20 protein-coding genes and 1 pseudogene are annotated in these 20,884 nt (G+C 71.9%); 16 read left to right on the top strand and 5 right to left on the bottom strand.

Annotated elements, in window-relative coordinates:
- Positions 1–66: 66 nt before the first annotated feature.
- A complete protein-coding gene (locus tag ACK8N7_RS02765; protein ID WP_403218451.1) occupies positions 67–432 on the bottom strand; it encodes a VOC family protein in 366 nt (121 codons plus the stop codon).
- Between the two features lie 280 nt (positions 433–712).
- On the opposite strand from ACK8N7_RS02765, the gene ACK8N7_RS02760 reads away from it, so the two are divergent.
- Genes ACK8N7_RS02760 through ACK8N7_RS02750 form a run of 3 tightly spaced genes read left to right on the top strand, consistent with a single transcriptional unit; the run spans position 713 to position 3,020 of the window.
- Positions 713–1,393 carry an ABC transporter permease gene (locus ACK8N7_RS02760; protein WP_403218404.1) on the top strand — a complete coding sequence of 227 codons (681 nt, stop codon included), beginning with the start codon at positions 713–715 and terminating at the stop codon, positions 1,391–1,393.
- Entirely contained in the window at positions 1,393–2,064 is a 672-nt protein-coding gene (locus tag ACK8N7_RS02755; protein WP_403218403.1) for an ABC transporter permease, read from the top strand. Before ACK8N7_RS02760 ends, ACK8N7_RS02755 begins: the two co-directional genes overlap by 1 nt.
- Positions 2,061–3,020 (top strand): ABC transporter substrate-binding protein, encoded by a 960-nt coding sequence (locus tag ACK8N7_RS02750; protein ID WP_403218402.1) that lies wholly within the window; start codon positions 2,061–2,063, stop codon positions 3,018–3,020. Before ACK8N7_RS02755 ends, ACK8N7_RS02750 begins: the two co-directional genes overlap by 4 nt.
- Before the next feature lie 12 nt (positions 3,021–3,032).
- On the opposite strand, the gene ACK8N7_RS02745 is transcribed toward ACK8N7_RS02750, so the two are convergent.
- Together ACK8N7_RS02745 and ACK8N7_RS02740 are read right to left on the bottom strand one after the other, a co-directional pair.
- Positions 3,033–3,929, bottom strand: coding sequence for a nitroreductase/quinone reductase family protein (locus tag ACK8N7_RS02745; RefSeq protein WP_500440721.1), 897 nt, complete (start codon positions 3,927–3,929; stop codon positions 3,033–3,035).
- A gap of 292 nt (positions 3,930–4,221) precedes the next feature.
- The gene (locus tag ACK8N7_RS02740; protein ID WP_403218400.1) at positions 4,222–5,385 is read right to left on the bottom strand and encodes an ABC transporter ATP-binding protein; all 1,164 of its coding nucleotides are present in this window, start codon (positions 5,383–5,385) and stop codon (positions 4,222–4,224) included.
- A gap of 127 nt (positions 5,386–5,512) precedes the next feature.
- On the opposite strand from ACK8N7_RS02740, the gene ACK8N7_RS02735 reads away from it, so the two are divergent.
- Positions 5,513–6,808 carry an alpha/beta fold hydrolase gene (locus ACK8N7_RS02735; RefSeq protein ID WP_403218399.1) on the top strand — a complete coding sequence of 432 codons (1,296 nt, stop codon included), beginning with the start codon at positions 5,513–5,515 and terminating at the stop codon, positions 6,806–6,808.
- A gap of 12 nt (positions 6,809–6,820) precedes the next feature.
- Here the strand turns inward: ACK8N7_RS02735 and ACK8N7_RS02730 are convergent, their stop codons facing one another.
- The gene (locus tag ACK8N7_RS02730; RefSeq protein WP_403218398.1) at positions 6,821–7,396 is read right to left on the bottom strand and encodes a rhodanese-like domain-containing protein; all 576 of its coding nucleotides are present in this window, start codon (positions 7,394–7,396) and stop codon (positions 6,821–6,823) included.
- Positions 7,397–7,628: 232 nt separating this feature from the next.
- Between ACK8N7_RS02730 and ACK8N7_RS02725 the strand changes: the two genes are divergently transcribed.
- Positions 7,629–8,363 carry a PIG-L deacetylase family protein gene (locus ACK8N7_RS02725; RefSeq protein ID WP_403218397.1) on the top strand — a complete coding sequence of 245 codons (735 nt, stop codon included), beginning with the start codon at positions 7,629–7,631 and terminating at the stop codon, positions 8,361–8,363.
- Positions 8,364–8,544: 181 nt separating this feature from the next.
- On the opposite strand, the gene ACK8N7_RS02720 is transcribed toward ACK8N7_RS02725, so the two are convergent.
- Positions 8,545–9,690, bottom strand: a complete 1,146-nt coding sequence (locus tag ACK8N7_RS02720) for an IS701 family transposase (protein WP_500440718.1) — start codon at positions 9,688–9,690, stop codon at positions 8,545–8,547.
- A 113-nt stretch (positions 9,691–9,803) separates the two neighbouring features.
- Here ACK8N7_RS02720 and ACK8N7_RS02715 point away from each other — a divergent pair.
- The 11 genes and pseudogenes from ACK8N7_RS02715 (at position 9,804) to ACK8N7_RS02665 (ending at position 20,871) form a co-directional block, all read left to right on the top strand.
- Positions 9,804–10,801: pseudogene (locus tag ACK8N7_RS02715) on the top strand (IS5 family transposase).
- 121 nt (positions 10,802–10,922) lie between these two features.
- Positions 10,923–11,522 (top strand): helix-turn-helix domain-containing protein, encoded by a 600-nt coding sequence (locus tag ACK8N7_RS02710; RefSeq protein ID WP_015613039.1) that lies wholly within the window; start codon positions 10,923–10,925, stop codon positions 11,520–11,522.
- Positions 11,523–11,647: 125 nt separating this feature from the next.
- Positions 11,648–12,613: an NADPH:quinone oxidoreductase family protein gene (locus tag ACK8N7_RS02705; protein WP_500440716.1), complete on the top strand. Its 966-nt coding sequence runs from the start codon at positions 11,648–11,650 to the stop codon at positions 12,611–12,613.
- Complete coding sequence (locus ACK8N7_RS02700; protein ID WP_500440714.1) at positions 12,610–13,803, top strand: acyl-CoA dehydrogenase family protein; 1,194 nt, start codon at positions 12,610–12,612, stop codon at positions 13,801–13,803. The genes ACK8N7_RS02705 and ACK8N7_RS02700 overlap by 4 nt, the downstream gene beginning before the upstream one ends.
- Positions 13,800–14,918, top strand: coding sequence for an acyl-CoA dehydrogenase family protein (locus ACK8N7_RS02695; protein ID WP_403218393.1), 1,119 nt, complete (start codon positions 13,800–13,802; stop codon positions 14,916–14,918). Before ACK8N7_RS02700 ends, ACK8N7_RS02695 begins: the two co-directional genes overlap by 4 nt.
- Before the next feature lie 146 nt (positions 14,919–15,064).
- The gene (locus ACK8N7_RS02690; protein WP_500440712.1) at positions 15,065–15,580 is read left to right on the top strand and encodes a hypothetical protein; all 516 of its coding nucleotides are present in this window, start codon (positions 15,065–15,067) and stop codon (positions 15,578–15,580) included.
- Positions 15,581–15,738: 158 nt separating this feature from the next.
- A complete protein-coding gene (locus ACK8N7_RS02685) occupies positions 15,739–17,364 on the top strand; it encodes an ABC transporter substrate-binding protein (RefSeq protein ID WP_500440710.1) in 1,626 nt (541 codons plus the stop codon).
- A 23-nt stretch (positions 17,365–17,387) separates the two neighbouring features.
- Positions 17,388–18,353, top strand: coding sequence for an ABC transporter permease (locus ACK8N7_RS02680; RefSeq protein ID WP_403218390.1), 966 nt, complete (start codon positions 17,388–17,390; stop codon positions 18,351–18,353).
- Complete coding sequence (locus tag ACK8N7_RS02675) at positions 18,346–19,203, top strand: ABC transporter permease (RefSeq protein WP_403218389.1); 858 nt, start codon at positions 18,346–18,348, stop codon at positions 19,201–19,203. The genes ACK8N7_RS02680 and ACK8N7_RS02675 overlap by 8 nt, the downstream gene beginning before the upstream one ends.
- Complete coding sequence (locus ACK8N7_RS02670) at positions 19,200–20,204, top strand: ABC transporter ATP-binding protein (RefSeq protein WP_500440708.1); 1,005 nt, start codon at positions 19,200–19,202, stop codon at positions 20,202–20,204. The genes ACK8N7_RS02675 and ACK8N7_RS02670 overlap by 4 nt, the downstream gene beginning before the upstream one ends.
- Positions 20,197–20,871 carry an ABC transporter ATP-binding protein gene (locus ACK8N7_RS02665; protein ID WP_500440707.1) on the top strand — a complete coding sequence of 225 codons (675 nt, stop codon included), beginning with the start codon at positions 20,197–20,199 and terminating at the stop codon, positions 20,869–20,871. Before ACK8N7_RS02670 ends, ACK8N7_RS02665 begins: the two co-directional genes overlap by 8 nt.
- Positions 20,872–20,884: the final 13 nt, after the last annotated feature.

Genomic DNA, 20,884 nt, shown 5'->3' with positions numbered 1-20,884 from the left:
GGGTTGCTCGGACCGCGCAGGACGTTCTCCGGAACGTCACCCGGGCTTCCGCCGAAACCCCGGCTGTCAGCGGACGCCCGGCGGCTCGTGCAGACCGAAGGGGGAGCCCTGGTCGTCGCGGCACAGCTGGAACCGCCCGAACCGGGCGGCCGACTCCTCGTCATCGCCGAGGTCGGGACCCTCCAGGCTGCCGCCCAGTTCACGTACCTGCGCCACCGCGGCGGCCATGTCGTCGACCCGGAAGAAGAGGTACGGTCCGGCACCCGGGTCGCCGCCGTGGACACCCCCCTGCCCGCTGGGCGTCCCGATCGCGTAGCCGCCCTCGCCGGAAGGGCCCGGCTCGAAGTTCCACCCGAACAGCGCCCCGTAGAACGTCCGGGCCTTCTCGGGGTCGTCCACCCCGAGCTCGAAGAAGGAGATCTCACCGGCCATCGCGGGCACCTGCCGTCTCTGCGGGGGCTGTACGCGCGCTGCGGGAACGTGCACGCACGCTCCTTCCACGGTAGGGCGGCGGACGGGCCTGCGCAGCGCCCGGCGGGGCCGCCAGGTCCTGTCCGGCCCGCGCAGCGCCCGGCGGACGGCACCCGGCAACCCATGGGCCTCTTCCTGTACGCCGACACCCCACGGACGGGCGAACAGCCCGTAGGCCGGCACCCCCCCGGACGGGCCAACAGGAAGGGCGGTGATCCCCCGGCCACGCTGGAATGGGCGGGTGACGGCACCCCCGGACGACTGCCTCGCACGCAACGAGTGGATCTGCGGCGCCTACCTCTCCAGCCGCCGGGAGATCCTCTGGGACGCTGCCCTCCAGCACCTCCAACTGACCGCGCTGGCCGTGGTCATCGGGCTCGCGCTCGCCGTCCCGCTGGCCCTCGCCGCCCGCCGCTGGCGCTGGGCCGCCGGTCCCGTACTGGGGCTGACGACGATCCTCTACACCATCCCCTCGCTGGCGATGTTCTCGCTGCTGCTGCCCGTGTACGGACTCTCCGCCGCGCTCGTCGTCACCGGGCTCGTCCTCTACTCGCTGACCCTGCTGGTCCGCAACATCCTCGCCGGGCTGCGGGCCGTCCCCGAGGAGACCCGGCAGGCCGCGCGCGGCATGGGGTACGGACCCGTACGCCTGCTGCTCGCCGTGGAACTCCCGCTCGCCCTGCCCGCCGCCATGGCCGGACTGCGGATCGCCACCGTCTCCGCCGTCTCCCTCGTCACCGTGGGGGCGATCGTCGGCTACGGAGGACTCGGCAACCTCATCTACTCCGGCATGAACACCTACTTCAAGGCACAGGTGCTGAGCGCCTCCGTGCTCTGCGTCGTCATTGCCGTCGCCGCCGACGTGCTCCTCCTGGGAGCGCAACGGCTGCTGACCCCCTGGACGTGGAGGGGGAGCCGGTAATGAAGACGCTCTCCGACACCTGGTCCTGGCTCACCACCGCCACCCACTGGTCCGGCCCCGACGGGGTCTGGAACCGGCTCGGCGAACACCTCTACCTCACCGTCGTCTGCCTGCTCATCAGTTGCCTGATCGCGCTGCCCGTCGCCCTGGTCCTCGGCCATCTCGGCAAGGGCGGCGCGCTCGCCGTCAACATCTCCAACATCGGCCGGGCCGTCCCCACCTTCGCCGTCCTCGTCCTGTTGCTGCTCACCCCCGTGGGCACGTACGGCCAGTGGTCGACGATCATCGCGCTCGTCCTGTTCGCCGTGCCGCCGCTGCTCACCAACGCCTACGTGGGGATGCGCGAGGTGGACCGGGATGTCGTGCGGGCCGCCCGGGGCATGGGCATGACCGGCCGCCAGATGCTGTGGAACGTGGAGCTGCCGCTCGCCCTTCCGCTGATCCTCACCGGCGTCCGGATCGCCGCCGTGCAACTGGTCGCCACGGCCACACTCGCCGCCCTGGCCGGCGGCGGGGGTCTCGGCCGGATCATCACCGCGGGCTTCAACCTAGCCTCCACCCCGCAGGTGGTGGCCGGAGCCGTCCTCGTGGCGGTCTTCGCCCTCCTCGTCGAGAGCCTCTTCGAGGCCGGGCAGCGCATCGCGCCCAGCCGGGGGAGGGAGGCCGCATGAGCCTTCTGATCCGCGCCCGCCCGGCCCTCGCCGGGCTCGTCCTGCTCGCGGCCACCGCCTGCACCACCGGCCCCAGTCTGGAGAACCAGGGCGAGGTCACCGCGCCGCCCGGCGACAGCAAGGAGCTGACCATCGGCTCGGCCGGATTCACCGAGAGCGATCTGCTGGCCCAGATGTACGCCCTGCTGCTGGAGCGCGCCGGATACTCCACCGACATCATCTCCGTGACCAACCGGGAGATCTACGAACCCGCCCTGGAGAGCGGCCAGATCGACGTCGTACCGGAGTACGCGGCGACCTTCGCCGACTGGCTGAACGCCAAGGCCAACGGCGCCGACGCCGCCCCCGTCGGATCACCCGACCTCGCCGTCACCATGAAGGCGCTGCGCGCGCTCGCGGCCCCGCGCGGGCTCACCGTGCTCGACCCCGGGCGGGCCGTCGACCAGAACGCCTTCGCGGTCGCCGCCTCCTACGCGAAGAAGCACGGCCTCAAGACCCTCAGCGACCTCGGCCGGGCGAACCTCCCGGTACGCCTCGCGGCGGGCGACGAATGCGTACAACGGCCCTACTGCGCACCGGGGCTGGAGAAGACGTACGGCATCGACGTCGTCGCCGTCGACCCCAAGGGCGTCGGCACCACCCAGGCGAAGCAGGCCGTCCAGAACGGTCAGGACCAGATGGTCCTGACCACCACCACCGACGCCACGCTCGACGAGTTCGGCCTGGTCCTGCTGGCGGACGACAAGAAGCTGCAGAACGCCGACTACGTGGTCCCCGTCGTCAACCGGGCCCGAGCCGGAAGCGACGGGGTACGCGACGCCCTCGGCCGGCTCAACACCGTCCTGACCACCGCCGACCTGGCGTCCATGAACGAACAGGTCGACAGCTGGCGCAGGCTCCCCGAGGACGTCGCGCGCACCTACCTGGAGTCGAAGAAGCTCATCCCGAAGGGCTGAGCGCTCCGGTCCTCAGGGCCTCGGCGGCCAGGGCACCCCCGCCAGCAGAGGCAGGATCTCGGCCTCCTCGTAGTCGAGGTGGGCGGTCAACTGCTCCGTCATACGGGACAGTTCTCCGCGGAACCGGTCCGGCTCGGCGATGGTGATACCGGCCACCAGCTCCGCGAGCGCCGACTGCACGGCCGCGATGGTCCGGTGCTCGTCCCGGAGCCGGTCGAAGACATGGCGGAGGTGGGGGTGGTAGCCCTCCATCACCGGGAACACATGGCCGTCCTCGCTCGTGTGGTGGAACTCCAGCGCCTGGCAGAACGCCAGGCAGCGCTGCCGGATCTGGAGGCCGAGGCCGGGCGGGGGAGGTGCGCCGGCTCCCCGGTGAGCGGCCACGGCGGCGAAGTGCGCTTCCGTCTCGGCGTGCACCTGGGCCAGTTGGCCGCGCAGCCAGGTGTGGACCTCGGTGAGCTTGTCCGCCAGAGAGGTGACCTCAAGGGCCGGTGCCTGAGGATCGGGGAGCTCCAGGACCACGACCGGCAGTGCCCGGTCGGTCGCCGCCTGGTACTCGGCGTATCCGGGAGCCTCGGCCACCACCCGGGCGAAGAGCTCGTCGCGCCGGGGCCCTTCGGCGGGTACGGCGATGGTCTGGAACTCCTCGTCACCCAGCTCCACCTGGACGGCGGGGTGGGTGAGGAGGTTGTGGTACCAGTCGGGGTGGTGCGGCGCGCCGAGGTTCGAGCCGACGACCAGCAGCCGGTCGCCGTCGCGGACATGGCCGAGCGGGGTGGTGTGCGGCTGCCCGGTGCGGGCGCCGGTGGTGGTCAGCAGGAGGAGGTCGGAGCCGGCGAAGGGGCCGCCGACCTTGCCCCCGTTTGCACGGAACTCATCGATGACGGACTGCTGGAAGGCAGAGGGCATGGGTGTTCTGGGTCTCCCGGAAGAAAGTGTGGATACGGCGCGGCGCGGCGCGCGGGTACGGCCGGAACGGCGGCACGCGCGGTCGCGGAGGCGTCAGATGCGGTGGGCGGTGAGTGAACTCATCACGTCGTCCCTGGAAGAAGGTGCCGGCTTGACCGTCGGCCGGCCCAGATCTCTTTGGCCGACGTCACGCTGCACGCGGACCATTAGAACGAGAGCACCCGGCGCTGTCAACGCGGGCGCCCCTTGGCCGTCCCCGCCCCTGCCCGTCGACATCCCTGTCCGTCCCCACTCACGCGTCCGCCACCGAGTCGAAGTCCACCTCCTCGCGCCCCACGCCCTGCGCGTCCGCGTCCACCGACCGGCGCAGCGCCTCGTGGAGCTTCGCGGGGGTCAGGACCCCGAGGAACCGGGCCCCGTCCAGTACCGCCACCCACCCCGCGTCGTGCTGGAGCATCTCGCTGAACGCCTGCTTCAGCGGGGCCCCGACCGGCACCCACGCCTCCATCCGGCGGGCCAGCTCGCCCACCGTCCCCCGCTCCCCGGCGCTCCGCAGCGCATCCGCCGACACCCAGCCGTGCAACTCGCCCGTACCGTTCAGCACCACCGCCCAGCGGGCACCCGCCGCCCGCAGCCGGTCCGCCGCCACCGGCGCGGGCTCCTCCAGCCGGGCCACCGGCGGCTCCTCCAGGTCCTCCGGCTCGATCGCGGTCACCGACAGCCGCTTCAGCCCCCGGTCCGAGCCGACGAACCGGGCCACGTACGGGGTCGCCGGGGTGCCGAGCACGGCGGCCGGGGTGTCCAGCTGCTCGATGCGCCCCTCCCCGTACACCGCGATCCGGTCGCCCATCCGCACGGCTTCCTCGATGTCGTGCGTGACCAGGAGGACCGTCTTGCGCACCCGCTCCTGGAGCGCCAGGAACTCGTTCTGCAGCCGCTCCCTCACCACCGGGTCCACCGCCCCGAACGGCTCGTCCATCAGCAGCACCGGCGGATCCGCGGCGAGCGCCCGCGCCACGCCCACCCGCTGGCGCTGGCCGCCGGAGAGCTGCGACGGATAGCGCGAGCCGTACGTCTTCGGGTCCAGGCCCACCAGGTCCAGCAGCTCCGCCGCCCGCTCCCGGGCCCGCGCGCGTTTCCAGCCGACCAGCGCGGGGACGGTCGCGGTGTTGTCCAGGACCGTGCGGTGCGGGAAGAGGCCGACCTGCTGGATCACATAACCGATGCGACGGCGCAGCTTCACCGGGTCGATCCCGGCGATGTCCTCGCCGTCCACCAGGATCCGGCCCGACGTCGGCTCGATCAGCCGGTTCACCATCATCATCGTGGTCGTCTTGCCGCAGCCGGAGGGCCCGACCAGGGTCACCAGCTCACCTTCCGCCACCTCGAAGGAGAGCCCGTCGACCGCCTTCGTACCGTCCGGGTAGACCTTGCCGACCTGCTCGAACCGGATCATGTCCGCACAGTAGGAGCGCCCCGGGCGCGGCGCACACGGACCGGGACTGTCCGGGTCACCCGCCGCTGCGCCGGCCGTCGGGAACCATGTGCTGAACTGGGCCGGACCCTCGACCCAGGAGCATCCTGTGAACAGCTACCGCCAGCCCGGCGTCGTCCTCACCGACCGGCGTTTCACCGTTCCCCTCGACCACAGCGACCCCGGCGGCGAGCAGATCGAGCTGTACGGGCGCGAGGCCGTGGCCGCCGGGCGGGCGGGCGAGGAGCTGCCCTGGCTGGTCTACCTGGAGGGCGGTCCAGGCTTCGGCGCCCGCAGGTTCGTCGGGACGGAGGCCTGGCTCGGCCGGGCGCTGCGCGACTTCCGGGTGCTCCTGCTCGACCAGCGCGGCACCGGCCTGTCCACCCCCGCCAACCGGCAGACCCTCCCGCTGCGCGGCGGCCCGCGCGAACAGGCCGACTACCTGGCCCACTTCCGCTCCGACGCGATCGTCCGGGACTGCGAGTTCATCCGGCCGCGGCTCACCGGCGGTGCGCCCTGGACGGTGCTGGGCCAGTCCTTCGGCGGGTTCTGCGCGGTCCGCTACCTCTCCTCGGCGCCCGAGGGTCTCGCGGCGGTCCTCATCACCGGCGGCCTGCCCTCGCTGGACGCCCACGCGGACGACGTGTACCGGGCCGCGTACCCGCGTATCGAGCGGAAGGTCGCCGCGCACTACGCCCGCTATCCGCAGGACGTCGAGCGGGCCCGCGCGATCGCCGGGTACCTGGCCGAGCACCGCCCCGAGAGCGCCGGGTACCGGCTGACGCCCGAACTCTTCCAGTCGCTCGGCCGCATGCTGGGCGGCGGCAGCGGCAGCCATCAGCTCCACTACCTGCTGGAGAACGCGTTCGTCCGCACCCCGCACGGCACCGAACTCTCCGACGCCTTCCAAGAGGCCCTGCGCTCCGCGTCATCGTTCGCCGGGCACCCGCTCTACGCCCTGATCCACGAGGCGATCTACGGATACGGCGAGCGCGCCACCGACTGGTCGGCCGAGCGGGTGCGCGCCGAGTTCCCGCAGTTCGACGCGGCGACGGCCCTGGCGGGCGACGGGCCGGTCCTCTTCACCGGCGAGACCATCCACCCCTGGCACTTCGACGTCGACCCGGCGCTGCGCCCGCTGCGCGAGACCGCCGAACTGCTCGCCCGGCGCACCGGCTGGCCCGCGCTGTACGACCCCGAGCGGCTCGCCGCCAACGAGGTACCCGTCGCGGCCGCCGTCTACCACGACGACATGTACGTGGACACCGAGCACTCGCTGCGTACGGCGGCGGCGATCCGGGGGCTGCGGACCTGGGTGACGAACGAGTACGAGCACGACGGCGTGCGCGCCGGTGGATCGCGGGTCCTGGACCGGCTGCTGGCGATGGTCAGGGACGAGGTCTGACAGCGATGGACGTCAGCGCTGGAGCGCCTCCAGTGTGGCGTCCAGGTCTGTGGTGCCGGAGCGCGTGGCCTGGTTGTACGGCAGCTTCGACAGGACGGACGCCATGCCGCAGGTGTTGGTGACGGCGGAGAAGACCAGGCCCGAGCCGATGCCCGCGGAGAGCCAGCGAGCGGCCGGGAAGCGGATGCCCGCCACCAGGCCCGCCACCACCAGCGAACCGGCCGCGAGCCGCACCTGGCGCTCCATGGCCCAGGTGGCGCGGGCGCCCTCGGGCCGGTCCAGGCCGCGGCCGTCGCCCTCCCAGGCGGACGTGCCGCCGGTCAGGGTGGCGGCCTCGATGTCGGCGCCCGCGAGGATCTCGCAGGCCCGGGTCGAACGGACGCCGGAGGCGCACACCACCAGCAGCGAGCCGCGGGCGGAGGCGGACTTGAGGGCGGGCAGGGCTTCGGGCAGCTTGTCGAGCGGGATGTTCAGCGCGCCGGGCACATGGCCTGCGACGTACTCGCCGGGAGCCCGCACATCGATCACGGTGAACTCCTCCAGACGGGCTGCGGCCTGGGCGGGGGAGAGGGAGGCGGGGCTGGTCACGAGCGGTTCCTTTCGTCGACCGGGGCGGCGCGGGAGGGCTGGGACTCTACACGTGTCTCCAGCACCGGACGGTGGTCCCGCATTCCGTCCGGTACCCGGAAACCTCCCGATCACGGGCCCGCATCCCGTCCCGTACCCCGGGACGTACCGGCTACCGGCCGGCGTTTCCGCCCCGGTACCCCCAGAGCCCCGGCCACAGGCCCGCCCCGGTGATCGTCGGTAGCCTGCGGGTATGACGCAGCAGCCGCTCGAACCCCTGCCCGCCGACTGGAGCCGCGCCCTGGCCGTGGTCGCCCACCCCGACGACCTGGAGTACGGCGCGGCCGCCGCCGTGGCCGACTGGACCGACGGCGGCCGCGAGGTCGTCTATCTCCTCGCCAGCCGGGGAGAGGCCGGGATCGACACCCTGCCGCCCGAGGAGTGCGCCCCCGTGCGCGAGCGGGAACAGCGGGCGAGCGCCGCCGTCGTCGGTGTCCGCACGGTGGAGTTCCTGGACCACCGCGACGGGGTGATCGAGTATGGCATCGGGCTGCGCCGCGACATCGCCGCCGCCATCCGCCGCCACCGCCCGGAACTGGTCGTCACCCTCAACCACCGGGACACCTGGGGCGGCGCCGCCTGGAACACGCCCGACCACCGCGCGGTCGGCCGGGCCACCCTGGACGCCGTCGCGGACGCGGGCAACCGGTGGATCTTCCCGGAGCTGGCGGAACAGGGCCTGGAGCCGTGGGACGGGGTGCGCTGGACCGCCGTGGCGGGCAGCGACCGGCCCACGCACGCGGTCGACGCGACGGCGGGCTTCGAACGCTCCGTCCAGTCCCTGCTGGAGCACCGCACGTACATCGAGGTGCTGACCGACGAGGCACCGGAGAAGTACTGCCGGGGCTTCCTGGAGGGCATGGTGCGGGCCGAGGCCGACCGGTTCGGCGGGCGTCCTGCCGTCACCTTCGAGGTCTTCGCCCACTGATACCACTAGTACTGCAATCACAGTTACGGGGTGTGTCCGCGTTGTTTGTAGTGGCTGTCGCGGGCGCGTGTCTGGCTGAGTCTTCGCCAGTGTGACCAGTGCAGGTGGTGGTGGATGGTGAGGTGGGCGGGGCGGAGGAGGTGGCCGATGAGGCGGCGTATCTCCGCTACGGACAGCGGTATCAGGCCACCGCTGTTTCCCCTTTTGAGAGTTCGTGGGCGCGGACGGCGGTCAGGGCCGCGAGGGCGGCCATGGCGAGGGTGATGTGCCGGTACCAGGCGTGGTAGAGACGGACTTGGTAGTGGTCCAGGCCGCAGTCGCCCTTCGCGGTCTGGAAGCATTCTTCGACGGCCCAGCGGGCGCCGGCCACCCTGACCAGGTCTTTCAGTCGGGTGGCGACGGGGCCGTAGCAGACGTAGTAGGCGAGGTCCGTGGGGTCTTTGAGGCTTCGGCGGGCCAGGACCCAGTGGCCGTGGCCGTTCTCCCACCAGATCCGGATGGGAATCCGCGCCCACTGGTACATGCGCTCGCCGTGGGATCCCTTCCCGGCGGACAGACGCTTCCACGCCTGCGGTGCGAGACCGGTGACGAGGTCGTCGACACGGCGTTCGCCCATGCCGCGGGTGATGACGGTGTCGCTGGTCTTCACGCACATCACATGGCTGATGGCCCGCTGTTCCATCCAGCACCTGAGGGATTTCGACTGCCCGTAGGCCTCGTCCGCTGTGACCCAAGCGAACGGCACGCCGGCCTCCACCGCACGAAGGAGCATGGCCTTGAAATGCTCCGTCTTCGTCGCGAACAACACCTCGTCCGGAATCCCCGCGTCCCGGCACCGCTCACGGTCGTCCGTCCACGAGGCGGGCACATACAGTTCCCGGTCGATCAGAGCCCGGCCTTTCGTCGAGGCGTAGGCCAGAAAGGTGCCGACCTGGCAATTTTCCGTACGTCCAGCCGTTCCGGAATATTGCCGCTGGACGCCGGCCGAGCGCACACCCTTCTTCAGGAAGCCGGTGTCGTCTCCGATCAGGACGCCGTCCTTGTCACCGATCGTCTCGACAACGTAGTCCCGCACGTCGTCACGGACTGCATCCGCGTCCCAGTCCGCCTCGCCCAGCAGCCGCTGCATCCTGATCGGCAGCCGGTCACCGGCCCGTTCCGCCAGCGTCCAGCCGTTCTTCCGCTCCAGCGGAGCGATCAGGCCCCGCATATACGCAAGCGCCCGCGCACGCGGCTCCGACCTCACGAAACGCGACGCGAACCTGGCATGCAAACCCGCCAGCACCCCGTCCCACTGCCCAACCAACCCCACCCCGAGCTCAGCCATACACCAACTCAACCACACGCAAGTGTGATTGCAGTACTAGGGCGTGTATCGAGTCGTGATCAATCTGTGGGATGCGCCTCCGCTTCGGGGACGGATCCTGTAGTCCTGAGTGCATGACGCGCGTGCAACTGACGGATGAGGAGTGGGAGTTCATCGCGCCGTACCTGCCAATCGGCGAGTACGGTCCGTATCCCACGCGGCTGCGGCAGCAGTTCGAGGGCGTGATCTGGCGGTTTCGCGCAGGAGCGCAATGGCGGGAGATGCCGGCCGAGTTCGGCGCCTGGTCCACCGTGCACAACCGGTTTCGGCAGTGGCGGGACGCCGGGGTCTTCGAGGCCCTGCTGGAGGGCCTGATCGCCGAGGCGGCAAAGCGTGGCAGGGTGGACTTGTCGCTGGTCAGTGTGGACTCCACCACGGCCCGCGCCCACCACGACGCGGCCGGGATGCACCTCGATCCGGAGGTCCTCGCCGCGCTGGAGGAAGCCGCCGAGGAGGAGGCCCGCTCAAAGGGGGCATCGAAGAGGAACAAGCCGGACAGGACGTTGAAGACGTCGCCCGGCAGGCCGAACAGCGACGCATCCGGCGACGCGGCAAGCTGCGGTTGAAGGCCGCCCGGCTCGGACGTTCGCGGGGCGGCCAGGCCAGCAAGATCCACGTTGCGGGTGATCGCAGGTGTCGCCCGCTCGTGCTCACGCTGACCGCCGGGCAGGCCGCCGACAGCCCTCAGTTCATCCCCGTGCTCGAGCAGGTGCGGGCCCGTGGGCGGGTCGGCCGTCCCCGCACCCGGCCCGACGCGGTCGCCGGAGACAAGGCTTACTCGTCCCGCGGTAACCGCGCCTACCTGCGCAAACGCCGCATCAAGGCTGTGATCCCGGAGAAGAGGGACCAGGCCGCCAACCGGAAGAAGAAGGGCCGCCGGGGCGGCCGGCCCGTCACCCACGACGCCGAGCTCTACAAAGAGCGCAACACCATCGAGCGCCTGATCAACAAGCTCAAGGCATGGCGCGGCATCGCGACCCGCTACGACAAAACCCCCGAGAGCTATCAAGCCGGCCTCCACCTCCGAGCTTCCATGATCTGGATCAAGGACCTCACCCGAGCCAGCCAGTGATCACGACTCAATACGCGCCCTAGGGGGGCCCACGGACACCACACCACCAGGGGCCCACTGACACCACCAAGGGCAGCGGAGCGTTATTGACAATCCGGCTTGCCGATTCTGCAATGGGCCCATGAAGGAACACGACCGGGACGATCCGGAACTCGACGCCGTACTCACCGGGGTCGGCCCCCGATTGCGCCGCCTGCGCAAGGACCGGGGGGTCACCCTCTCGGCGCTCTCCGCCGCCACCGGAATCTCCGTCTCCACGCTCTCCCGGCTGGAGTCCGGCGGCCGCCGCCCCAGCCTGGAGCTGCTGCTCCCGATCGCCCGCGCCCATGAGGTCCCGCTCGACGACCTCGTGGGCGCCCCGCCCGTCGGGGACCCCCGGGTCCGGGCCAAGCCGATCGTGCAGCACGGCCGGACGATGCTGCCGCTGACCGCCCGTCCCGGCGGGCTCCAGGCGTACAAGATGGTGCAGGAGGCGGGCAGCGGCGAGCCACCGGAGCAGCGCACCCACGAGGGGTACGAGTGGCTGTTCGTGCTCTCCGGGAAGCTGCGGCTGCTGCTGGCCGAGCACGATCTGGTGCTGGAGCCGGGGGAGGCCGCCGAGTTCGACACCCGGCTGCCGCACTGGTTCGGTCCGGCGGAGGACAAGCCGGTGGAGTTCCTCAGTCTCTTCGGCCCGCAGGGCGAGCGCATGCATGTGAGGGCGAAGCCGAAGCGGGGGTGAGGGGGCTTGGTGACGGGCCCGCCGGGGTGTTCCCAGATGGGCAAGCGACCGCTTAGTATGCGCCGGAGCAGTGGTAGTGCCGACAGTGGCAGCGGTTGATGCCGACAGTGTTGTGGAGGCCCCTCATGCAGGCATGGCGAGTGCACCGGAACGGCGAGCCGGGCGAGGTGATGCGGCTGGAGGAGAGCGACCGGCCCACCCCCGGTGACGGGCAGGTGCTCGTCCAGGTCAGCGCGGCGAACGTCAACTTCCCCGACGCGCTGCTCTGCCGGGGCCAGTACCAGGTGCGGCCGCCGCTGCCGTTCACCCCCGGCGTCGAGGTGTGCGGCAACACGGAGGACGGGCGGCGGGTCCTCGCCACCCCCGCCCTGCCGTACGGCGGTTTCGCCGAGTACGTCGTCGCGGACGAGGCGGCCCTGCTGCCCGCCCCCGACGCACTGGACGACGCCGAAGCGGCCGCCCTGCACATCGGCTACCAGACCGGCTGGTTCGGCCTGCACCGCCGCGCCCGCCTCCAGGCCGGGGAGACGCTCCTCGTCCACGCGGCGGCGGGCGGGGTCGGCAGCGCGGCCGTCCAGCTCGGCAAGGCCGCGGGCGCCACCGTGATCGGGGTCGTCGGCGGACCGGAGAAGGCGGCCGTCGCCCGCGAGCTCGGCTGCGACCTGGTCATCGACCGGCGCAGCGAGGACATCGTCGGCGCGGTGAAGGAAGCCACCGGCGGGCGCGGCGCGGACGTCGTCTACGACCCGGTCGGCGGCGACGCGTACGCCAAGTCCGTCAAGTGCATCGCCTTCGAGGGCCGCGTCCTCGTCGTCGGCTTCGCCAGCGGGAACATTCCCGCCCCGGCGCTCAACCACGCCCTGGTGAAGAACTACTCCATCGTCGGGCTGCACTGGGGCCTCTACAACACCAAGGACCCCGCCGCCGTCCGCGCCTGCCACGACGAGCTGACGAAGCTGGCCGCCCAAGGGATCGTCAAACCACTGGTCAGCGAGCGTGTCGCGATGGCCGGAGCGGCCGAGGCCGTCCAGCGTGTCGCCGACGGCACCAGTACCGGCCGGATCGTCGTGCTGCCCGGAGGTGCCCGATGAGCCCCGCCGTCGACGCCACCGAGATCCGCCGCCGCACCCACGAGCTCCTCGCCGCGCACCCGCCCGCCACCACCGGCCGCACCGACTTCCTCAAGGCCCGCTTCGACGCCGGACTCGCCTGGGTCCACTACCCGGTGGGGCTCGGCGGACTCGACGCGCCCCGCTCCCTCCAGCAGGTCGTCGACGCCGAACTCGCCGCAGCCGACGCGCCCGACAACGACCCACGCCGCATCGGCATCGGCCTCGGCATGGCCGCGCCCACCATCCTCGGCTTCGGCACCGACGAGCAGAAGCGGCGCTTCCTGCGCCCCCTGTGGGTGGGGGAGGAGGTGTGGTGCCAGCTCTTCAGCGAGCCCGGCGCCGGCTCCGACCTCGCGGCGCTCGCCACCCGGGCCGTCCAGGGCGAGGACGGTGACTGGACCGTCGACGGGCAGAAGGTCTGGACTTCCAGCGCCCATGTGGCCCGCTGGGCGATCCTCATCGCCCGCACCGACCCGGACCTCCCCAAACACCGGGGCATCAGCTACTTCATCTGCGACATGACCGACCCGGGCGTCGATGTCCGGCCGCTGCGCCAGATCACCGGCGAGGCCGAGTTCAACGAGGTCTTCCTCTCCGGCGTACGCATCCCCGACAGCCTCCGGCTCGGCCCCGTCGGCGAGGGCTGGAAGGTCGCCCAGACCACCCTCATGAACGAGCGCGTCTCCATCGGCGGCTCCCGCATCCCGCGCGAGGGCGGCATGATCGGCCCGGTCTCCACGACCTGGCGCGAACGCCCCGACCTGCGCACCCACGACACCCACCAGCGCCTGCTCACCCTCTGGGTGGAGGCCGAGGTCGCCCGGCTCACCGGGGAGCGACTGCGCCAGCAGCTCGTCGCCGGACAGCCGGGACCCGAGGGCTCGGGCATGAAGCTCGCCTTCGCCCGCCTCAACCAGGAGATCAGCGGCCTGGAGGTCGAACTCCTCTGCGACGAGGGCCTGTTGTACGGCGACTGGACCATGGTCCGCCCGGAGCTGGTCGACTTCACCGGACGGGACGCCGGCTACCGCTATCTGCGCTCCAAGGGCAACTCCATCGAGGGCGGCACCAGCGAGGTCCTGCTGAACATCGTGGCGGAACGCGTCCTCGGGCTGCCCGCCGAACCCCGCAACGACAAGGACGCCGCCTGGAAGGACCTGAGCCGATGACCGTGCCCACCCAGCCCCCCGCCACTCCCGACCTGCTCTACTCCCAGGACGAGGAGGACCTGCGCTCCGCCGTACGTGCCCTCCTCGCGGACCGGGCCGACGCGCCGACGGTGATCGCGGCGACCGAGGCCGACACGCCGTACGACCTCCGGCTGTGGGAGGCCCTCGCCACCGGCATCGGCGCCGCCGGACTCCTCGTACCGGAGAAGCTCGGCGGCCAGGGCGCGTCCCACCGGGAGGCCGCTGTGGTCCTGGAGGAGCTGGGCCGCAGCGTGGCCCCCGCCCCGTACCTGACCAGCTCCGTCGTGGCCACCGAGACCCTGCTCGCGCTGGGCGGGGAGGACGGACCGGCCGCCGAGCTCCTGCGCGAGCTGGCCTCGGGCGCCCGTACGGCCGTGCTCGCCGTGCCATTCGCGACCCCGCCCGCCGGGGCGGACACGGCACTCACCTCACTGGACGGCACGGTACGCGGCGTCGCCGACGCGGCGGCCGCCGACGTCCTGCTGGTGCCGACCGCCGAAGGCCTCTACGCCGTCGAGGTCACTGACCCGGGTGTCGCAGTGCAGCCGCTCGTCCCGCTCGACCTGACCCGGCCCCTGGCCGCCGTCACCCTGACCGGGGCGGCGGGAACCCTGCTCGCCGACGCGGACGCGAGCGCCACCGCCGTACGGCGTGGTCTGCTCGCCGGAGCCGGACTGCTCGCCTCCGAACAGCTCGGGATCGCGGAGTGGTGCCTTACCGAAACGGTCCGGTACACCCGCGAACGCCACCAGTTCAACCGGCCCGTGGGCTCGTTCCAGTCGCTCAAGCACCGGATGGCGCAGCTCTGGCTGGAGGTCGTCTCGGCCCGTGCCGCCGCCCGCAACGCCGCCGACGCTCTCGCCACCGGCAGCCCCGACGCCCCGCTCGCCGTCGCGGTGGCTCAGGCGTACTGCTCGCGCGTCGCGGTCCACGCCGCCGAGGAGTGCGTACAGCTCCACGGCGGGATCGGCATGACGTGGGAGCACCCGGCGCACCTCTACCTCAAGCGTGCCAAGGCGGACTCGGTCGCCTACGGCTCGGCGGGCAGTCATCGCGAGGCCGTCGCGGAGCTGGCGGAGCTGCCGGCTCCGTAGCGCTCGACCACCTTCGGACACATCGGTCCGCTCGTCCATTGCGGTGGTGTGCGCGTGCGGGGCGATCCGGTTCCGCCCCGGTGGGCGTTTGTCCGTGGGGCGCGAGTGCGCTCGGGCATACGACCGACAAGGGTGTGAGGCAGGCGATGACGGACATGGATCGCAGGAGGGTTCTGCGGCTGGCCTCGGTGGCGACCGTCGCCGGGGGACTGGTCGCCGGGGCGGGCGGCCCCGCCCACGCGGCAAGCAAGGCGGACCGCCGGATCGTCCTGACCGGTAGGCGCACGGGCGCGAACATCCCGGACGTCCTCACGGCCGGCGTGCCGTACTTCGTCCGGTACGACCTGTCGGACGCACAGGGCGACAGGGTGGGCACCGAGAACGCGCACTGCCTGCCTGTCGCCGTGGGGCTGGACGGCTCGTTCGTCCTGGCGACGCTGGTCCTGAGCCTCGACGACGGCCTGATCACGGGCGCCACGGCCTTCCAGCGGCCGCTTCCCGCCGTGACCGAGTCCCCGGTGAACCCTCAGCCGTGGTCCCACGTCTTCGCGATCACCGGAGGGACGGAAGCCTATGCGGGCGCGGCCGGCTCGATCACGATCGACCACCGGACGAGGGACGAGGACGTGCTCACCATCGACCTGGCCGACGCTTCGCTGTAGGCGGGCGAGGCCGGCCTCCTGAGCGGCCATCCCCTGTTGTACCGGCCCTGGTGCACTCGTCCCGCCAGTCGAGGCGGGGTGTACCAGGGCCTTTTGCGTGCTGTTTAATTGCATGTTGTTCGCAATAACAGTCGATCTTGAACAGGGATGTGCAGAGTATGACGGCCCGATCGATACGGGGGGCGGTCGCCGCCACGCTGGTGACCGCACTGTCCCTGACCGCGGCAGCCTGCTCCAACCCGGACAGCCCCAAGAGCGGTTCCGGGACCGGGACCACCTCGGCCGTCGTCGGCATCGCCTACGAGCCCGACAGCCTGAGCCCGCTGCTCGGCTACGGCAAGGACGGCAACTCCAAGATCTTCGACGGGCTGCTCGCCCTGGACGCGGACATGAAGCTGCGCCCCGCGCTCGCCGCCGAACTCCCCGAGGTCAGCGCCGACGGGCTGACGTACACGTACAAGCTGCGTCCGGGCGTGAAGTTCAGCGACGGCAAGGCGTTCGGCGCCAAGGACGTCGTCTTCACCTACCGCACCATCCTCGACGAGAAGACCAACAACCCCTCCCGCACCGAGCTGGACGCCGTCAAGGACGTCACGGCGCAGGGCGAGGACACCGTCGTCTTCACGCTCAAGTACCCCTACGCGCCCTTCGCCCAGCGCACCGTCCTGCCCATCGCCCCCGAGCACATCGCGGGCAAGCAGGACGTCAACACCGGCGCCTTCACCACCCGGCCCGTCGGCACCGGGCCGTACGTCCTCACCAAGTGGTCCAAGGGCGAGAAGCTCAGCTTCACCGCCAACCCCCGCTACTGGGGCGGCGAACCCGAGGTGAAGAAGTTCACCATGGCGATCATCAAGGACGACGACGTGCGCGCCACCCGGCTGCGCTCCGGCGACCTGGACGGCGCGATCCTGCCGCCCAACCTGGCCAAGGGCTTCGAGGGCGACAAGGCGAAGAAGACGTACGCCGCGACCACCTACGACTACCGCACGGTGACGCTGCCCACGCACAACAAGGTCGCCGGTGACACCGCCGTGCGCCGCGCCCTCGATGTCGCGGTCGACCGGCAGACCATGGTCGACGCCATCCTCAACGGCAGCGGCAAGCCCGCCTACGGGCCCGTCCCCACCGACAGCGAGTGGTTCACCAAGGGCACCGAGCGCACCCACGACCTCGCCGCCGCGAAGAAGATCCTGGACGAGGCCGGCTGGATCCCCGGCAAGGACGGCGTCCGGGTCAAGGACGGGGTGCGTGCCGCGTTCCCGCTCTGGTACCTCACCGGCGACAAGCTCCGCCAGGAGCACGCCCTCGCCTACGCCTCCGACGCCAAGAAGGCGGGCATCGCCATCACCGCCGAGGCCGGGACCTGGGAGGTCATCGAGCCCCGGATGAAGCACGACGCGGTCCTCGCGGGCGGCGGCTCGCCCGCCGACCCCGACTTCGACCAGTACACCCTGCTGAAGTCCTCCCTCGCGGGCGACGGCTTCAACAACATGGCCTGGTACGACAACAATGCCGTCGACGCGGCGATCGAGGCGGGACGGAAGAGCGGCGACAAGGCCGAGCGCAAGAAGGCCTACGACACCGTCCAGCGCGAGCTGGTGAAGAACCCCGGCTACACCTTCCTCACCCACATCGACCACCTCTACGTCGTCGACAACCGCTTCGGCGCGCTCACCACCCAGGTCGAGCCGCACGACCACGGGCTGGCTTCTGGCCCCTGGTGGAACGTCGAGCAGTGGAAGCCCGAAGGCACGGGAGACACGGGAGAAACGAAGAAGTGAGCCACCGCCTCCCCTGGGGGCCGATGGCACGGATGACGGGACGGCGGGTCCTGTTCGCCGTCCCGGTCCTCCTCACCGTCACCTTCGGCGTCTTCGCCGTCGCCGACGCGTCCCCCTTCGACCCCGTCAAGGCGTACGCGGGTACCGCGGGCCTCACCGCCTCGCAGGAGAACCTGGACCAGATCCGGGCCAACCTCGGCGTCGACCAGCCACTCGTCACACGCTGGTGGCACTGGCTGACCTCGGCGCTCCAGGGCGACCTCGGCGACTCCAGCGTGATGCGCCAGCCGGTCGCCGACGTGATCGCCGAACGCATGGGCTGGTCCGTCCTGCTCGCCGCCTCCGCCTTCCTGATCGCGATCCTGCTCGGCACCGGACTCGGCGTCCTCGCCGCCCGCAGGCCCGGCGGCTGGCTCGACCGGGGCGTCAGCTCCGCCGCGTACACCCTGGAAGCCGCCCCCGCCTTCTGGCTCGGCCTCCTCGCGATCTGGCTCTTCGCTCTGAAGCTTGACCTCCTCCCGGCCGGCGGGCTCACCGACGCCGCCAGCGAGACCGTCACCTTCGGCCAGGTCGCCTCCCACCTGGTCCTGCCCGCCGCGGTCCTCGGGATCTCCCAGCTGCCGTGGTTCTTCCTCTACGTACGCCAAGGGGTCACCGACGCACTCGCCGAGGACCCCGTGCGCGGGGCGCGCGCCCGCGGGCTGAGCGAGCGCACGGTGCTCCTCGGCCACGCCCTGCGCTCCGGGATGCTGCCGATGCTCACCCTGATCGGCTCCCGCGTCCCCGAACTCATCACCGGCGCGCTCCTCATCGAGACCGTCTTCAGCTGGCCCGGCATCGCCGCCGCCACCGTGGAGGCCGCCACCTCGGTCGACTTCTCCCTGCTCGCCGCGCTCACGGTGCTCGCCACCGCCGCCGTCCTGCTGGGCAACCTGCTCTCCGACCTGCTCTACGGACTCGCCGACCCCCGGGTGGCCTTCGATGGCTGACACCGCCCTCGCCCACCCGGGCCGCACCACCCGCCGTGTGCGGGTGGCGACCTCCGTGACCATCGTCGTCGCCGTCGCGCTCGCCGTCCTGGTCGTGCCGCCGCTGGCCCAGCTCGACCAGCAGGCCGTCGACCTGTCCAACAAGCTCCACCCGCCCTCCTGGGCACACCCCTTCGGCACCGACGACGTCGGACGCGACCTGCTGCTGCGCTGTGTCTACGGGCTCCGCGTCTCGCTGCTCGTCGGACTGGTCGCGGCCCTCACCGCCACCGTGCTCGGCACGGCGATCGGCGCCCTCGCGGCGGCCTTCGGCGGCTGGACCGACCGGATCGTGATGCGGCTGGTGGACACGTTCTCCTCGGTGCCGCACCTGCTGCTCGGGATCTTCATCGTGGCGATGTTCCGGCCCGGCGTCTGGCCGGTGATCATCTCGGTGGGCCTCACCCACTGGCTCTCCACCGCCCGGATCGTCCGCTCCGAAGTGCTCTCGCTCCGCTCGCGCCCCTTCATCGACGCGGCGGTCTCCGGCGGTGCCTCCCGGGGCCGGGTCATCGTCCGGCACCTGCTCCCCGGGGTGCTGCCGCAGGCCGGTCTCGCGGCGGTCCTCATGGTGCCGCACGCCATGTGGCACGAGTCCGCGCTCTCCTTCCTCGGGCTCGGACTCCCCGCCCACCAGGCCAGCCTCGGCAACCTCGTCCAGTCCGCGCGCGGTTCGCTGCTCGCGGGGGACTGGTGGCCGACGCTCTTCCCCGGCCTCTTCCTGATCATTCCGACCCTCGCCCTGGCGGGACTCGCCGGGGCCTGGCGCGACCGGATCAACCCGCGCCGGAAATCGGAGCTGATGCTGTGACCGCCGACCGTGAAACCCCTGGGACTCCCGTCCTCGACGTCCGCGACCTCTCCGTACGCTTCCGGATGCGCGGCGGCCGGGACATCGCGGCCGTCACCGACGCCCGCTTCTCCGTCGCCCCGGGGGAGTGCCTCGCCCTGGTCGGTGAGAGCGGCTGCGGCAAGTCGGTCCTGGCCTCCGCCCTGCTGGGCCTGCTCCCGGCCAACGCCGAGACCACCGGCAGTGCGGTGCTCGGCGGGGACACGGACCTGCTGACGGCGGGGGAGCGGACCCTCGCCCGTACGGTACGGGGCCGGCGCATCGGACTCGTACCGCAGAGCCCCGCCGCCCACCTCACGCCGGTGCGCACGGTCCGTGCCCAGCTGGAGGAGACCCTGCGCGAGCTGACCGGGGTGCGCGTGGCCGCCGCCGTCCGGGACGCGGCGGGGGAGGCCGCCGCCCGGGCCTCGTTCCCGGCCGACCACCTGGACCGCTACCCGCACGAACTCTCCGGCGGCCTCGCCCAGCGCGCCGCCACCGCCCTCGCCCTGATCGGTGACGCCCCGCTGCTGCTCGCGGACGAACCGACCACCGGCCTCGACCGGGATCTGGTCGAGCGGACGGTGGACGAACTGCGGCGCCACACCGACGAGGGCCGCGCGCTGCTGATCATCACGCACGACCTGGCGGCGGCCGAGCGGATCGCGGACCGGGTCGCCGTGATGTACGCGGGCCGGATCGTCGAGATTTCCGAAGCCGCTCCCTTCTTCGGCGCACCCGGTCCCCGCCACCCGTACGCCAAGGGCCTGCTGGACGCTCTGCCCGAACGGGACTTCGCCCCCATCCCCGGCATGCCGCCCGAACTCGGCGCGCTCCCCGACGGCTGCGCCTTCGCCGCCCGGTGCACCCGGGCCGACGCCCGCTGCACCGCCGAACGCCCGGCCTTCGAGGACACACTCGCCTGCCACCACGGGCTGACCGGCCCCGCCCACTCCCTCACGAAGGCGGCCGCCGATGCTTGAACTGACCCGTATCACCGCCGGGTACGACCGCCGTGCCCCGGCCGTCCGCGATGTCTCCCTGAGCGTCGGGCACGGCGAGGCGGTGGGGCTCCTCGGCCCCAGCGGCTGCGGCAAGTCCACCCTGGCCAAGGTCGCCGCCCTCCTGCACCGCCCGGACGCCGGAACCATGACCCTCGACGGAACGCTCGTACGCGGCTGGCGGCACCGCGCCCCGCAGGAGCAGCGCACTGCCGTGGGCGTCGTCTTCCAGCAGCCCCGGCTCTCCGCCGACCCCCGCCTCAGCCTGCGCGAACTGATCGCCCAGCCGCTCCGGTCCACCGGGCGCCGCCGCGAGGTCCCGGCACGGGTGGCGGAACTGGCCCCGCTGGTCGGCCTCTCCGATGAGCTGCTGGAGCGCCGCCCGCACGCGGTGAGCGACGGGCAGCTCCAGCGGGCCTGCCTGGCGCGGGCGCTCGTGCTGCGGCCGGGGCTGCTGATCTGCGACGAGATGACCGCGATGCTCGACGCCTCCACGACGGCCACCCTGGTCGCCGTGGTGGAGACCTACCGCGCGGAGTCCGGAGCCGCCCTGCTGGCCGTCGGCCACGACCGGGTCCTCCTGGAACGCTGGTGCGACCGTACGGTCCGCTGGGGCGAGCGGAGCGTGGAGAGCGTGCCGGTGGGGTGACGGTCCTCGCCGT

Origin of the sequence: Streptomyces griseobrunneus (genome assembly GCF_046713465.1) — a bacterium.
GTDB lineage: Bacteria > Actinomycetota > Actinomycetes > Streptomycetales > Streptomycetaceae > Streptomyces > Streptomyces microflavus.
This window is presented reverse-complemented; position numbering and strand designations above follow the sequence as displayed.